General features: G+C 71.6%; 8 protein-coding genes. 6 read left to right on the forward strand and 2 right to left on the reverse strand.

Annotated features, from left to right (window positions below):
• Positions 1 to 133: 133 nt before the first annotated feature.
• Positions 134 to 994, reverse strand: a complete 861-nt coding sequence (locus tag AB0947_RS34565) for a D-2-hydroxyacid dehydrogenase (protein WP_366754330.1) — start codon at positions 992 to 994, stop codon at positions 134 to 136.
• A 114-nt stretch (positions 995 to 1,108) separates the two neighbouring features.
• A complete protein-coding gene (locus AB0947_RS34570) occupies positions 1,109 to 1,318 on the reverse strand; it encodes an MbtH family NRPS accessory protein (RefSeq protein ID WP_366754331.1) in 210 nt (69 codons plus the stop codon).
• A 290-nt stretch (positions 1,319 to 1,608) separates the two neighbouring features.
• Between AB0947_RS34570 and AB0947_RS34575 the strand changes: the two genes are divergently transcribed.
• The 6 genes from AB0947_RS34575 (at position 1,609) to AB0947_RS34600 (ending at position 14,029) form a co-directional block, all read left to right on the forward strand.
• Positions 1,609 to 2,247 (forward strand): phosphopantetheine-binding protein, encoded by a 639-nt coding sequence (locus AB0947_RS34575; protein ID WP_366754332.1) that lies wholly within the window; start codon positions 1,609 to 1,611, stop codon positions 2,245 to 2,247.
• 43 nt (positions 2,248 to 2,290) lie between these two features.
• Entirely contained in the window at positions 2,291 to 3,316 is a 1,026-nt protein-coding gene (gntD, locus tag AB0947_RS34580) for a guanitoxin biosynthesis L-enduracididine beta-hydroxylase GntD (RefSeq protein WP_366754333.1), read from the forward strand.
• Between the two features lie 54 nt (positions 3,317 to 3,370).
• Positions 3,371 to 4,567, forward strand: coding sequence for an alanine--glyoxylate aminotransferase family protein (locus tag AB0947_RS34585; protein ID WP_366754334.1), 1,197 nt, complete (start codon positions 3,371 to 3,373; stop codon positions 4,565 to 4,567).
• A gap of 94 nt (positions 4,568 to 4,661) precedes the next feature.
• Positions 4,662 to 5,789 (forward strand): capreomycidine synthase, encoded by a 1,128-nt coding sequence (gene vioD, locus AB0947_RS34590; protein ID WP_366754335.1) that lies wholly within the window; start codon positions 4,662 to 4,664, stop codon positions 5,787 to 5,789.
• Positions 5,786 to 13,162, forward strand: coding sequence for an amino acid adenylation domain-containing protein (locus tag AB0947_RS34595; protein WP_366754336.1), 7,377 nt, complete (start codon positions 5,786 to 5,788; stop codon positions 13,160 to 13,162). Before vioD ends, AB0947_RS34595 begins: the two co-directional genes overlap by 4 nt.
• A gap of 120 nt (positions 13,163 to 13,282) precedes the next feature.
• Positions 13,283 to 14,029, forward strand: a complete 747-nt coding sequence (locus AB0947_RS34600; RefSeq protein ID WP_366754337.1) for an alpha/beta fold hydrolase — start codon at positions 13,283 to 13,285, stop codon at positions 14,027 to 14,029.
• The last annotated feature ends 62 nt before the right edge of the window (positions 14,030 to 14,091 follow it).

The raw sequence follows: 14,091 nt of genomic DNA on the forward strand, positions 1-14,091 counted from the left end.
CGGACGACGCAACTCTGGCACATCTTCGCGACGCCCGGACGCAGGGGTCCGCTAGGAGGCATTCGCCCACCCCACCAGGGTGGTGGCCGTTTTCGGCCCCCGCCCCCGTCTCCCGGTGCGCGGCCCACCCGCATCAGTAGCCGCGCGCCGGATCCACCACGTTGCGCAGCGGCCGACCCGCGACGAACCGGGCCAGGTTGTCCAGCAGGAGGTCCAAGCACCGCTGATCCGTCTCGGGCGTGGCGTCCGCGCTGTGCGGCGTGATCAGCACGGCGGGCTCCGACCACAGCGGAGACGACGCGGGCAGCGGCTCGGCGGCGAACACGTCCAGAGCCGCGCCGGCCAGCCTCCCGGTGCGGAGCGCGGACAGCAAGGCGGCCTCATCCACCACCGGGCCCCTGCCGACGTTGACCAGCACGGCTCCCGGCCTCAGCAGCGCCAGTTCGGCGCTGCCGATGAGCCCGGCGGTCTCCTCGGTCAGCGGCACGGCCACCACGAGGACATCGAGTCCGGTGAGGAACTCCTCCATCCGCTCGCGCCCGTACACAGACATCCCCGGGACCGGGAAACCGGCACCCGGGCCGCCTCCCGCACCGCGCCGACAGCCCCTCACCCGCGCCCCGAACGCGTCGAGGAGGCGGGCCGTACGGCTGCCGATGTCCCCGAGACCCAGGACTCCGGTCCGCCGGCCGCGCAGTTCCGCGGCGACCGGCACCTTCCAGTCCCGCTCCCGCTGCGCCGCCAGCGTCTGCGGGAGGCCCTTGAAATGGGCCAGCAGCAGCGCCAGGACGTGTTCCGCCACCGCGCTGCCGCGCGTCCCGGCGCCGTTGGTGACCGTGAGACCGGTGGCGTCCGCGTGCCGCAGCACCGCTCGCGGCACCCCCACGGCGGTGGTGTGGAGCCAACGGCACTCCGGGTGCGCTTCCAGGAACGCCGCCACCTCGGCGTCGTCGCCCTGCCACACGAGTGCGGCGGCGCAGGGGCCTGACGTCACGGCGTCTTCCGGTCCCGTGCCCGCCGGCGGGCCCGGCCACAGAGCGGCGACCCGCTCGCACGCCTGTGGCGGCAGCCCGAACAGCCGCAACCACTCACGCTGTTCCGAGGCCACCTAACCCTGCGCCCCGGTACGCTCCCGCACACTGCGCGGACGCAGGTCGGTCCACACCGTGTCGATGTGCGACAGGCATTCGTCGCGCGTACCCGTACGCCCCTCCCTCCGCCAGCCCTCCGGCAGCGCACGGTCCGCGGGCCAGATCGAGTACTGCTCCTCGTCGTTGACGACCACCGCGAACTGCTCCGTGTTTCCCTGTGTTTCCATCACGATGATTTCCTTCTCTCACTTCATCCGGTGAGCGGAGACAAGAAAAAAGGTGAACTACTCAAGAGCCTATTTCTTGGACCAGCGGAGTCGACAGCGGCGCGGAGGTGATGCTCTCAGCGGATTGTTGAGGCGTTTCCGCGAACCCATGACCGTAGTTGATCCGGCCGTTCATTGCCCCCGGCTCCGGGTCTTCCTAGGGTTTTGCGTGGGCGGTCGCATCGCGGACTGCCCAGCGCGGTACCGGACGCGAGCGACCGAGTGACGAGCAGAGAGTCTGGGTCAACCGAATGGATCGCACCAAGCATCTGTTGGACACCTGCGTGGCCGGACTCCACCGCCATCCCGCGGTGCGTGAGGCCATCGGCACCACACACAGCGACGGCGAGCCGATCGTGTACGTCGTCGTCGAGGACGGCCACGCCTTCGACGAGGCGGAGTTGCGCCGGCACCTGGAAGAGGAGGCTCGTCCGGTGCCCGACGGGACCGCTCTCGTCCCCGTCCCGGAGCTTCCGCGCGCCGGTGACGGCTCCGTGGACCGGGCGGAACTCCCCGCGTTCGGCATCCTCGGTGGTCTGCTGCCCCTGTGGCGGGAGGCGTTCGAGGACGACGGCATCGGCCCGGACGACGACTTCTTCTCGCTGGGCGGCTACTCGATGCTGGCCATGCGGCTCGTCGGCAGGATCGCCGACCGCTACCACGTCGACCTGCCGTTGGCCGACTTCTTCGACCTGCCGACCGTGCTCGACGTGGCACACCGGCTGACCGAGCTCGGCGCGCGCCCCTCGACACCGGAGGTGTCCCCGCACCCGGCGGACGAGCTGAGCCTCGAGGACCTCCTCGCTGACATCGACCTCCTCTCCGACGAGGAAACGCTCAGGCTGCTGGGGTCGGACGGCCCCGCGGCCGACGACGCCGCGCACGGATGACCACCGGCACCGCCGCGCACCTGACCTCCCCACGGAGCTGAGCATGTACCGGATAGACCTGACCGACGCCGACCGCGCGCTGGTCGACGCCCTTCTCGAGGAACTGCTCGCCGAGGAGCCGGCGACCGACGAGCAGCTCCTTGACGCCGTCGCCCTGCGCGCGCAGGAGATGCCGCGGACGCTGCGGGCCCGGCTGAACGCCTTCCGCCTCAAAGAACCCTCCGGCGGGTGCGTAATCAGCGGCTTCCAGGTGGACGACGCCGCGATCGGCGCGACGCCAGCGCAGTGGGGCGAAGCCGACGACGACGGTCGCACCCGACGTGAGGACATGTTCCTGCTGATGTGCGCCTCACTGCTGGGCGATCCCATCGCCTGGGCCACACAGCAGGACGGGCGGCTCCTGCACGACGTGGTGCCGATCAAGGGCCATGAGCACGCCCAGCTCAACTCGTCCACGGCCGAGCCCCTCACCTGGCACACCGAGGACGCGTTCCACCCCTACCGCGCCGAGTACGTCGGTCTCCTGTGCCTACGCAACCCGGACGCGGTGCAGACCACCTACGCGCTCTTCGACGACCTGGAGCTGGACGAGGAGACCAGACGGGTGCTGGCCGGCCCGCGCTACGTCATCCGCCCGGACAACTCCCACCAGCCGGAGAACCGCACCGCGCGCAGTCGTCTCCAGGCACCGGCCGACCTCGTCGAACGCAGCGCCCGCAGGATCGACCGGCTCAACACCGCTCCCGAGAAGGTGCCGGTTCTCTTCGGCGACCCGCGGACACCCTACGGCCGGCTCGATCCCTACTTCATGGACCGGACGGACGACGACCCGGAGGCGGCGGCCGCGTTCGAAGCACTCGTCGAGCAGATCGACGCCAAGCTGACCGGCATCGCCCTGCGGCCGGGCGATGTGCTCTTCATCGACAACTACAAGGCCGTCCACGGCAGGAACCCCTACCAGGCCCGCTACGACGGACACGATCGCTGGCTGCGCCGGGTCAACGTCACGCGCGACCTGCGCAAGTCCCGGGACGCCCGGGTGAGTGCCGACTCACGTGTCGTCTTCTGATCGCCGCCGCGCGCCCCTCCGTCCCAGGCATCCAGCGAAAGGCGTGACCGCCCCATGAGGAAATACCGGCTGATGGTCCCGGGGCCCACACCGACACCTCCCGAGGTCACCGCGGCCGCAGTGCTGCCCGTCGAGGACGAGCGCACCCATGCCTACGCCGAGGTGTTCACCCGGGTCGTCGCCAACCTCCAGCGGACCTTGCGTACCCGCGCCGACGTGCTGCTGTTCGCCTCCAGCATGACCGGCGCGTTCGAAGGCACCCTGCAGAACCTGTTCTCGCCCGGTGACCGGGTCCTGGTGGCCACCAACGGCGCCTTCGGCGAGCGCTGGGTCCAGATGGCCACCGCGTTCGGGCTGGACGTCACCGAGGTGCGGCACGCCTGGGGCGAGCCGCTGGACCTGACCCGGATCGCCGCGGCGGCCGCCGGCCCCGGCCTGAAGGCCGCGATCTCCGTCCACTGTGAGACCTCGACCGCCATGGTCAACGACATCCGCGGATTCGCGGCCGCGTGCGCGCCGCTGATCACCGTGGTGGACTCCGCATCCGGGGTCGGCGCCTGTGAGCTGCGCACCGACGACTGGGGCGTCGACGTCGTCGTCGGCGGCTGTCAGAAGGCACTGATGACACCGCCCGGCCTGGCGTTCACCAGCGTCGGCGAACGCGCCTGGGAACAGCACCGGCACGCCCGCCTCCCGCGCTTCTACTTCGACTGGGACGAGGCCCGGGCCGCACTCGCGGCACCGATCCCCCGCACCCCGTGGACTCCGGCCGTCTCCCTGATCAGCCAGCTCGACGTGGCCCTGCGGCAGATCCACGCCGAGGGACTGGACCAGGTCCTGGCCCGTCATGTGCGGCTCGGCCGGATGGCCCGGGCGGGCGTGCGCGGTCTCGGGCTGCGGCTGTTCTCACCGGACGACGACCGGCACAGCGCCGTCACCGCCGCCGAAATGCCTGCGGGTGTGGACGCGACCGCGCTGGTCGACCGGCTGCTGGACCGCTACGCCCTGCAACTCGCCGGTGCCCAGGCACCGTTGGACGGCCGCGTTCTGAGGATCGGTCACTGCGGCTTCATGGACGAGTTCGACGTGCTGACCGCGCTGTCCGCCATCGAACTGGGCCTGGCCGAGTTCGGTCACCCGGTGCGACCCGGCAGCGGCGTCACGGCCGCGCTGGAAGTCCTCCACGGCCTGTCCCCCACCTCCGCCACCACCGCAAGCCGCACCGTGCTTGAGGGCCATCCCGTGCCGTGACCGGCGGCGGCCGGCCGCCGCCCGCACGTCCCGAACGGAACGCCTCGAGGACCCGCCGAAGGACCGCGTCCCCCTCACGAATCAGGAGCACGCCATGCATCTGCCACGCGCCGCCTTGGAGGACTGGATGCGTGACTTCTACTTCGACACGTCGATCGACCTAGGCAGCAGCGGTGTGCAGTGCTGGTCCCTGGCCGAACTGCGGCGCCTTCTCGGGATCACCGTCGAGGAACTGGACGTCATCAGCCTGGACGACACCCCCTCCTACGGAAGCACGGCGCTGCGCCAGGCCGTCGCCGACCGCTTCGCCGCCGGTGACACGAACCGTGTGATGACCACCCACGGCTCCACCGAGGGCATCTTCGCCGTGATGAACGCCCTGCTGTCCGCCGGTGACGAGGTCGTCGTCGTGGATCCCGCCTACCACTCGTTGACGTCCGTCGCCGAGGCCATCGGTTGCCGGCTGGTGCGCTGGCGGCTGCGTCCCGAGAGCGGCTTCACGCCCGACCTCGACGACCTGCGCGCCCTGGTCACATCCGGCACCCGCATGATCGTCGTCAACTTCCCGCACAACCCCACCGGCGCCCACCTGACCCGTGAACAGTTGAACGACCTGCTGACCCTGGTGGACGGCCACGACCTGCACCTGGTGTGGGACGGCGCCTTCGCCGAACTGGTCCACCACGGCGAGCAGCTGCCGGACCCGGCCACCCTGCACGACCGCTGTATCGGTCTGGGCACGATGTCGAAAGCCTACGGACTGCCGGGCACCCGCGTCGGCTGGTGCCTGGCCGCGCCGGAGATCCTGGCCCGTCTGGTACCGCTGCGCGACGCCCTGACGATCTGTCTGTCGCCCGTGACCGAGTTCCTCGCCGCACGCGCTCTGGTCGGCGCGGACCGCATCCTCGCCGACCGCCGTGCCCAGGCGGCGCGCAACCTGCGCCGGTTGGGCGCATGGGCCGAGGAGAACGCGGACCTGGTGTCGTGGACATCGCCGTCGGGCGGTGTCACGGCCTTCCCCGCATTTCGGGGCGTCATCGACACCGAGGACCTCTGCCGGGTCCTGGGCAGCCGCTACGACGTGCTGCTGGTCCCCGGCGCCGGCTTCGGACATCCCGACCGCGTCCGGCTGGGCTTCGGCGGTGCCGAGGACGCCTTCGGCGAAGGCCTGGCCCGCTTGCACAAGGCACTGGTGGAACGACGGGGGGCGCTGGCGCTGTGACGGACGTGGCGGACCTCCTCGCCAGGCTCAAGGAACTGCCGCCGCAGCAGCGGGCCCTGGTGGAACGGAAGCTGCGCGAGCGCGGCGGCCCGAAGACCTACGAGACCTCGGTCACCCAGCAGGGACTGTGGCTCATCGACCAGATCACCCCCGACGACCGGCTCTACACGATCGGCTGGCGCCTCAGGTTCGGCGGCCGTCTGGACACCGACGCGCTGACCCGGGCGGTGGACGCGCTGGTCGCCAGGCACGCGGCTCTGCGCACCACGTTCACCGTCGAGGACGGCCGCCCGCTCCAGGCCGTGCAGCCCCGGCTCCGCATACCCGTCCCGGTCGACGACCTGCGCGAGCTGGACGGCCCCGCGCGCGAACAGCGGACGGCGGACCTGTGCGCGGCGGAGGTCGCCACCCCGTTCGACCTGGAGAAGGGTCCTCTGGTCCGTTTCCGGCTGATCCGCGTGGCGGACGAGGAACACGTCTTCACGATCGTCGTCCATCACATCGTCTTCGACGCCGTCTCGGTGGACGTGGCCCTGCGCGACCTCTCCCGCGTCTACAACGCTCTCGTCGCGGGCGACACGCTCCCGGACACCGCGCCCGCGCCCCAGTACCCGGAGTTCGCCCGCTGGCAGCGCCGCCACCTCACCGGTCCGCGGCTGGAGCAGCTGATCGGCTACTGGCGCCGACAGCTCGCCGGCGCACCGGGCCTGCTGGCCCTGCCGACGCTACGGCCGCGCCCGGCCGAACAGTCGCACGCCGGAGCGGAGTACACCGCCGTCCTCCCCGTCGAACTCAGCGAGCGACTGCGCGATCTGGCCAGCGAGGAACGCAGCTCTCTCTACACGGTCCTGCTCGCCGGCTTCCAGCTGGTCCTGTCCCGCTACAGCGGACAGCGCGACATCCTCGTGGGGACCGTGGTCCACGGCCGGGTCCGCAGCGAGTTCGAGCAGATGATCGGCTACTTCGTCAACACGCTGGTCATACGCGGCGACCTGACGGGAGATCCGAGCTTCCGGGAGCACCTGCGCCGCACCCGGGCCACGTTCCTGTCCGCCTGCGACCACCAGGCGCTGTCCTTCGACCGCCTGGTGGAGGAACTCGCCCCGCACCGCGGCCTCAGCCACAACCCGCTCGTCCAGGTGGTGTTCGAGTCCCACGACGAGGACGAATGGCAGCAGCGGACCCGTTTCACCGGCTTGGAGATGGGACAGCTCCTGCCCATCGAGCTCGGCCGCTCGAAGTTCGACCTCAACGTGTCGGCCGTCGAGCGCGGCGGCACCATCGACGTGACCGTGGAATACGCCACCGATCTCTTCGACGAGCCGGGCGTCGCGCGCATGGTCGCCCACTACCGGCAACTCCTCGAGAGCGCCGTGGCACAGCCGGACACGCCCATCGGCGCCCTGGAGATGCTCCTCCCGCGGGAACGGCTCCTGCTCACCGAGCAGCCCGCCCCACCGGGACGCCCCGCCTGCCTGCACGACCTCGTCCGGCGGCACGCGATCGCCACGCCCCAGGAGCCGGCCGTCACGCACGGCGAACGCACTCTCTCCTACGGCGACCTCGACGCCGGCGCGACCCGGCTCGCCCAGCGGCTGACCACCCACGGAGTCACCCCGGAGACGGTTGTGGCCGTGGCCCTGCCCCCGTCGCCGGACCACGTCCTGGTCACCCTGGCGCTCCTCAAGGCGGGTGCCGTGTGCCTGCCCGTCGACCCGCGGGCGACGACGGACACGCTGCGCGCCGTCCTGGCCGACGCCCGCCCGGCTCTGGTGATCACCGACAAGGCGGCACTGCGCGAGCCGCTGGACGCCGAAACTGTTCTCCTGCTCGACGACGAAGCCCTCACCACCGACACCGTCGCCCTCGCCGGCACCCCCCGGCCCGCCCGCGTCCTGCCCGGCCAGGCCGCCTTCCTGCTGTACACCGGAGCGGACGACGCCGAACCGCACGGAGTGCTGCTCACCCATGGCGGCCTCGCGAACGGGCTTCATCACACGGCCACGACCCTGGCGGTGACGCCGGGCAGCTCGGTCCGACTGCACGGCGCCCCGGGAACCGACCTCGCTCTCTGGGAAACCTTCACGGCGCTGACGACCGGCGCCCACCTGGCCATCGCCTCCGCCGACCAGCCGTCGACCCACCACCTCACCGTCGTCGAGGGCCCGGGCCGCGCCCGGGTCCTCACTCTCATGGACGAGGGCCCGGTGACACGGGGCGCCCGGCAGGACAGTGAAGACGCGCCGACCATCGGGTACGGACAGACCGAGACCTCCGTCCACGCCCTCACAGCCGAGCTCCGGCCAACCTCGTCCGGGCTGCTCCCGGCCGCCCCGGCCGCCGCGGTGCGCGTCCTGGTGCTGGATGCGGACCTGCGCAGGCTTCCGCCGGGCGTGACCGGAGAGCTGTACATCGGCGGGCCGGGTCTGGCACTGGGGTACCACGGACGGCCGGCGCGCACCGCGGCACGGTTCCTCCCCGACCCCTATGGACCACCTGGGGCACGGATGTTCCGTACCGGCGATCTCGCCCGCCTGGACGACCGGGGGCGGGTCGTCGTCCTCGGACGCGCCGCCCATCGAGTCCTGGTGCACGGCCTGCCCCTGGAGCCCGGCGCGGTCGAGGCCGCGCTGCGGAACCACCCGGCGGTGGAGCGAGCGGTCGTGTCGACGGCCGACCACGCCGACGGCCCGCGCCCGGTGGCCCACGTGGTGCCGGCCCCGGGCGCGACCGTCGATCCGGGAGAGCTGCGGCGGTACGTCGCGGGTCTGCTGGCGGCCCACATGGTGCCCGTGGCCGTCCTGGTGGCCGGCGATCTGCCCACCGCACCCAACGGGCGGCTGGACCGGGCCGCCCTCCCCGCGCCCGACCCCGACTGCGGACCGGCCGGCCGGGAGCCGGTCACCCCCCGCGAGGCCGTGCTGCGCGACCTGTTCGCCGACGTCCTCGGCCTGCCCTCGGTCGGAATCGACGACGACTTCTTCGACATCGGCGGTCACTCCATGCTGGCGGCCCGCCTGATCGCCAGAGTGAGCGACGTGCTGAACGTCGAGATGAGGCTCCGGACGCTGTTCGAGGCGCCGACGGTGGCAGAACTGGCCCGCGCGCTCGAAACCGCGGACGAGGCGCCGGAAGCGGTCGCGGGTGACCTCGACGTCGTGCTGCCGCCGCGGATACAGAGCGATGGGACGAGTGAGCCGGGTCGGCCCGTTTCCGGCCTCTCGCCGGAGGACCTCCCCCCGCGGCAGAGCGAACCCGTCGACGCCGACTCGATCGCGTTGCGGGCTGCTCTCGACGGGGCCGCGCCCGTGCCCGCGTCCACGGCTCAACGCGCTTTGTGGTTCCTGGACCGGGTCATGGAGCCGGGTGACCGGTCCGCCTACAACCTGGGCAAGGCGATGACCTTGCACGGCCCTGTCGACCCGGACCTGATGGAGCGATGCCTGACGGAGATCGTCCGCAGGCACCAGGTGCTGCGGACCACCTTCACGGCCAAGGACGGCCTCCCCATGCAGGTGGTCCACGAGGCTGCCCCGGTTCGGCTCCCGGTGCGAGACGTCACCGCGCTCCCGTCGGCGGAGCGGGCCGCGGCGGTGCGGGCGCTGGCCGAGTGCGAGCTCTCCCGCCCGTTCGACCTGGCCCAAGGGCCGCTCTTCCGCACCCTGCTGGTGCGCTCGGCCCCGGCTGAGCACACCCTGGTGCTGGTCTTCCACCACGCGGTCTTCGACGGCTGGTCCTTCGGCGTGCTCTTCGACGAACTGGCCGCGTTGTACGCCGCGTTCGGAGCGGGAGACGGCTCGCCGCTCGCGGAACCGGCGTTGCAGTACACCGACTACTCGTTGTGGCAGCAGAGCCGGTTCGACCAAGGAGCCCTGACCGAGGGCCTCGCCTACTGGCGGCGTGCCCTGCACGGCGCCCCTGGCCTGCTGGCCCTGCCCACGGACCGGCCCCGCCCGGCCACGGCGTCGTACACCGGTGCGCAGCTCGCCTTCGTCCTGCCTCCGGAGCTGACGGCCGCCGTCCGCTCCCGGGCGCGCGCGGAGGGCTGCACCCTGTACATGGTGCTGCTTGCCGTCTACCAGGTGCTGCTGGCGCGGCTGTCGGGGCAGCGCGAGGTCCTGGTGGGATCCCACGTCGCCTGCCGGCCACGCACCGAACTGGAGGGGCTTCTCGGGTTCTTCGTCAACACCGTTGTGCTGCGCGGAGAGGCCGCGGACGAGCTCTCCTTCAGGACGTACCTGCGGCGGACCCGGCAGACGGTGCTCGAGGCACTGGAGCACCAGGACGTGCCCTTCGAGCTGGTCGTCGAGGAGCTCAAGCCGGAACGGACCCTGAGCCACAACCCACTGTTCCAGGCCATGTTCACCCTCCAGAACAGCGGCGCCGAGGACCCTGTGCGACTTCCCGGCATCGAGACCGTCCCCTGCGAGGTGACCACCCGTGACGCCAAGTTCGACCTCAGCCTGGACGTGGTGGAGGACGGCGAGACACTGCGGTGCGAGATCGGCTACCGCACCGACCTGTTCGAGCCGGAGACCGCGCGGCGGCTGAGCCGGCGCTACACGCATCTCCTCGCCCAGTTCCTCGTCGAACCAGAGCGCACTTTGGGGAGCGCGGACCTGCTCCTGCCCGAAGAGGCGTCAGCGCTGCTGCGCCAGGGCCGCGGCCCGGTCGTCCCGGGCACGCCGGGCACGCTGCACGGCCTGATCGAGGAGCAGGTTCGCCGCACACCGGACGCCCCGGCCGTGCTGTGCGACCGCGTCGACACCCCCGGCGAGATACGGGTGCCCTCCACGGTGGAGGGTGAGGTCGCCCCCGAGCGGGAGGAGCTGTCGTACACCGGTTTGAACGAGCGGGCGAATCGTCTGGCGAGGGCCCTGGTCCGGCACGGCGTCGGCCCGGAGTCCTTGGTCGCGGTCGCTCTGCCCCGATCGGCGGACCTGATCGTCGCCTTGCTGGCCGTGCTCAAGGCCGGTGGAGCCTACGTGCCGATCGACCTCGACTACCCCGCGGACCGCATCGGCTACATCCTTGACGACGCCCGACCCGTCACCGTGATCACGCAGACTTCCTTCCAGGAGACGAACCTGCTGTCCGGGCGGCACTGCGCCGGCGTCCTGCTCCTCGACGCCCCGGAGACGATGTCGCTCCTGAGCGACCTGGACGGGACGGACCTCACCCACTCGGACCGCAACGGGCTCCTGTCGCCCGAGCACCCGGCCTACGTCATCTACACCTCAGGCTCCACCGGCCGGCCCAAGGGCGTGACCGTCTCCCACAGCAGCGTGATCAACCAGTTCGCCTGGATGCAGCGCGAGTACGAGCTGACCGCTGCCGACCGCGTTCTCCACAAGACTCCGGTGGGATTCGACGTCTCGCTGTGGGAGCTGTTCTGGCCGTTGATGTCGGGAGCCTCCATAGTGGTGGCCCGGCCGGGCGGCCACCGGGACACCCGTTACCTCACCGGGCTCATCCAGGACGAGCGGGTGACGGTCGTCCAGTTCGTCCCGTCGATGCTCCAGGTGTTCCTCGACGACCGCAGGGCCCGCGACTGCGTCGGCCTGCGTCTGGTCATCTGCATCGGTGAGGCGTTGCCCCCGGAGCTGCATCGTGCGTTCGACGCCCTGTTCGACGTCCCCTTGCACAACCTCTACGGCCCGACCGAAGCCACCGTCGCCGTGACCTCGTGGACCGGCCGGCCCATGGGCCCTGACGGCGGACCGACGCCGATCGGCCGCCCCATCGACAACACGCAGGTCTACGTGCTGGACGCCTCCCTCCAGCTCGTTCCCCCCGGTGTCGCAGGGGAGCTGTATCTGTCCGGCGCACAGCTGGCCAGGGGGTACTTCCGGCGGCCCGCCCTGTCGGCGGAACGGTTCCTGCCCAACCCCTACGGTGGTCCGGGCGAGCGGATGTACCGTACCGGCGACGTCGTCAAATGGAACGCCGACGGCACACTCGCCTACCTCGGCCGCACGGACGACCAGGTCAAGGTTCGTGGCTTCCGTATCGAACTCGGCGAGATCGAGTCCGCGCTCCTGACGCATCCGGCGGTGAGGCAGGCCGCCGCCGCAGTCCGCGAGGACATTCCGGGTGACAAACGGATCGTCGCGTACGTCGTGCCGACGACGGGCGCCGCTCCAAAAGCCGCCCTCCTGCGTGCACATGTGGCGGCGGTGTTGCCGGAGTACATGGTGCCTGCGGCCGTGGTGACGCTGGAAGCGCTGCCCCTCACGGCGAACGGCAAGCTCGACCGATCTAGGTTGCCGGCACCGGCCGTGGACCGGCCGACGAGGGAAGCCGTCGAAAGACCACGCACCCTGCACGAGCGCCAGGTCGCGGACGCCTGGGCAGAGGTCCTGCACCGGGACGACATCGGCCTGCACGACAACTTCTTCGACCTCGGCGGCAACTCCCTCTCGGCCATGCGGATGGTGGCCCGCATCGAACAGGCCTGCGGCCGGACCGTCCGGCCCGCCGCCGTCTTCCAGGCACCCACGGTCGAGCAGCTGGCCGCCCTGCTGAGCCGAGAGGACGCCACGGCCGACGCGTCGCCCCTGGTGACGTTGCGCGGCAGCGGTGCCGGGGCGCCCGTGTTCCTCGTCCACCCCATCGGCGGCAACGTCCTGTGCTACGCCGGACTGTGCGACGAACTGGGCTCCGACCGGCCCGTACACGGCCTGGTCGCGCGCGGACTCAGCGACGAGGAGGTGCCGCGCGACAGCATCGAGGCCATGGCCTCCGCCTACCTGGCCGCCCTGCCGAAAGCCGCCACCGACGGGCCTTTCCTCCTCGCGGGCTGGTCGATGGGAGGCGTCGTCGCCCTGGAAATGGCCCGCCAGTTCCTGCAGTCGACGGGTCGGACGCTCCCGGTGGTGATGCTCGACAGCCACCCGCCCCGGCCGACGGTCGACCCGCACGGCGAGCACGACGAGATCGCGCTGCTGGCCGACTTCGCCGCGGACTGGGGAGGCACCCTGGACGTCGACTTCGGCCTGGCGCACAGCGATCTCGCGGAGACCGGAGTGCGCGCCGGCCTCGAGCGGTTGCTGGCACATGCCAAGGCCGCAGGCGTGCTCTCACCCGACGACGACGTGGTCCTGCTCGACCGCCTGTTCCGGACATACGCGGCACACGCCGTGGCGATGGACCGCTACCGGCCCGCCACCCCTTACCCGGGACCGGTGACCCTGCTCGCCACACCCACCGGGCGGCCGGGCGACGCGGTGGACCACGGTTGGTCCCACCAGGTGACAGGGCCGCTCAGCGTGGTGGAGGTGCCGGGAGACCACTACAGCATCCTGCGCGAACCCCTGCTCCCGCACACTGCCGCTGCCCTGCGGGCGCAACTGACGGCGAGTGACCCCTCATGAGGCTTCCGCCCGCGCCACTCCCACATCGGGCCCGCCCGGCAGCACACATCCACCGGGCCCAGCCCGTCGACGGAGCCGCCCGGCGCCCCGGGCGTACGACGAGAGCGATCGGAGACAGCCGTGGCAGGCAAACCCTATGTACTGATCGGCGGTGACCCGGACGCGGCCGCGTGGCGCGTCCTGCTGGTCCCGCACTCGGGAGCCGGAGCGGCCAACGCACGCGTGCTGAGCCCGCACCTCCCGCCGGACTGGCAGCTCGCGGCCGCGCGGCTGCCCGGCCGTGAGTCCCGTATCCGCGAGCCGGTCGGGGACCTGAGCACCCTGGCCGCCGATGTGGCGGCCACCGCACGCGCCCTGCCGGGCACGGCACCTCTGCTGGTGGTCGGCGTCTGCGCCGGTGCCGTGATCGCCCTGGAGGCGGTGCGCGCGCTGCAGAACTCCGCCCCGGGACTGGTGGCCGGTCTTGTCACGGTCTCCTACTGGTCGGTCGACCGTCCGCCGCACACCACGCGCCTGCTGCCCGACAGCGACGATCCGGCCGAACTCCTGGCGGCGGTACGCCGCTTCGGCTACGTGCCCGAGCACGTGGCCGACGACGACATGGCCCACACCTACCTGCCGCTCATCGTCGCCGACATGCGCGCCGTCCAGGACTACCAGAGCGGGCCCGAACCCGTGCTGACCTCCGCCCTGCTGGTGGTCTCCGGCGAGGACGATCCGCTGTGCCCGCCCGACCGGATGGCCGGCTGGGCGCCGTTCGCCAAACGGACTCGGCAGGCCCGAGTGTCGGGTGGCCACATGCTCCTGGTCGAACGCCCGGCCGAGCTGGTGGGGGCGATCAAAGCGAACCTGGACCACTTCCGGTGAGCCCTCACCGGCCGGCCGCACGGCGCGACGCGACACCCATGAGGCCACACGACGAGAAAGGC

Source organism: Streptomyces sp. NPDC047841, from assembly GCF_040704085.1.
In the GTDB taxonomy this organism is placed as follows: domain Bacteria; phylum Actinomycetota; class Actinomycetes; order Streptomycetales; family Streptomycetaceae; genus Streptomyces; species Streptomyces argyrophylli.

Coding starts and splice junctions, on each gene's coding strand:
- AB0947_RS34570 (WP_366754331.1), bottom strand. CDS start 1,318: ATGGAAACACAGGGAAACACGGAGCAGTTCGCGGTGGTCGTCAACGAC.
- AB0947_RS34575 (WP_366754332.1), top strand. CDS start 1,609: ATGGATCGCACCAAGCATCTGTTGGACACCTGCGTGGCCGGACTCCAC.
- gntD (WP_366754333.1), top strand. CDS start 2,291: ATGTACCGGATAGACCTGACCGACGCCGACCGCGCGCTGGTCGACGCC.
- AB0947_RS34585 (WP_366754334.1), top strand. CDS start 3,371: ATGAGGAAATACCGGCTGATGGTCCCGGGGCCCACACCGACACCTCCC.
- vioD (WP_366754335.1), top strand. CDS start 4,662: ATGCATCTGCCACGCGCCGCCTTGGAGGACTGGATGCGTGACTTCTAC.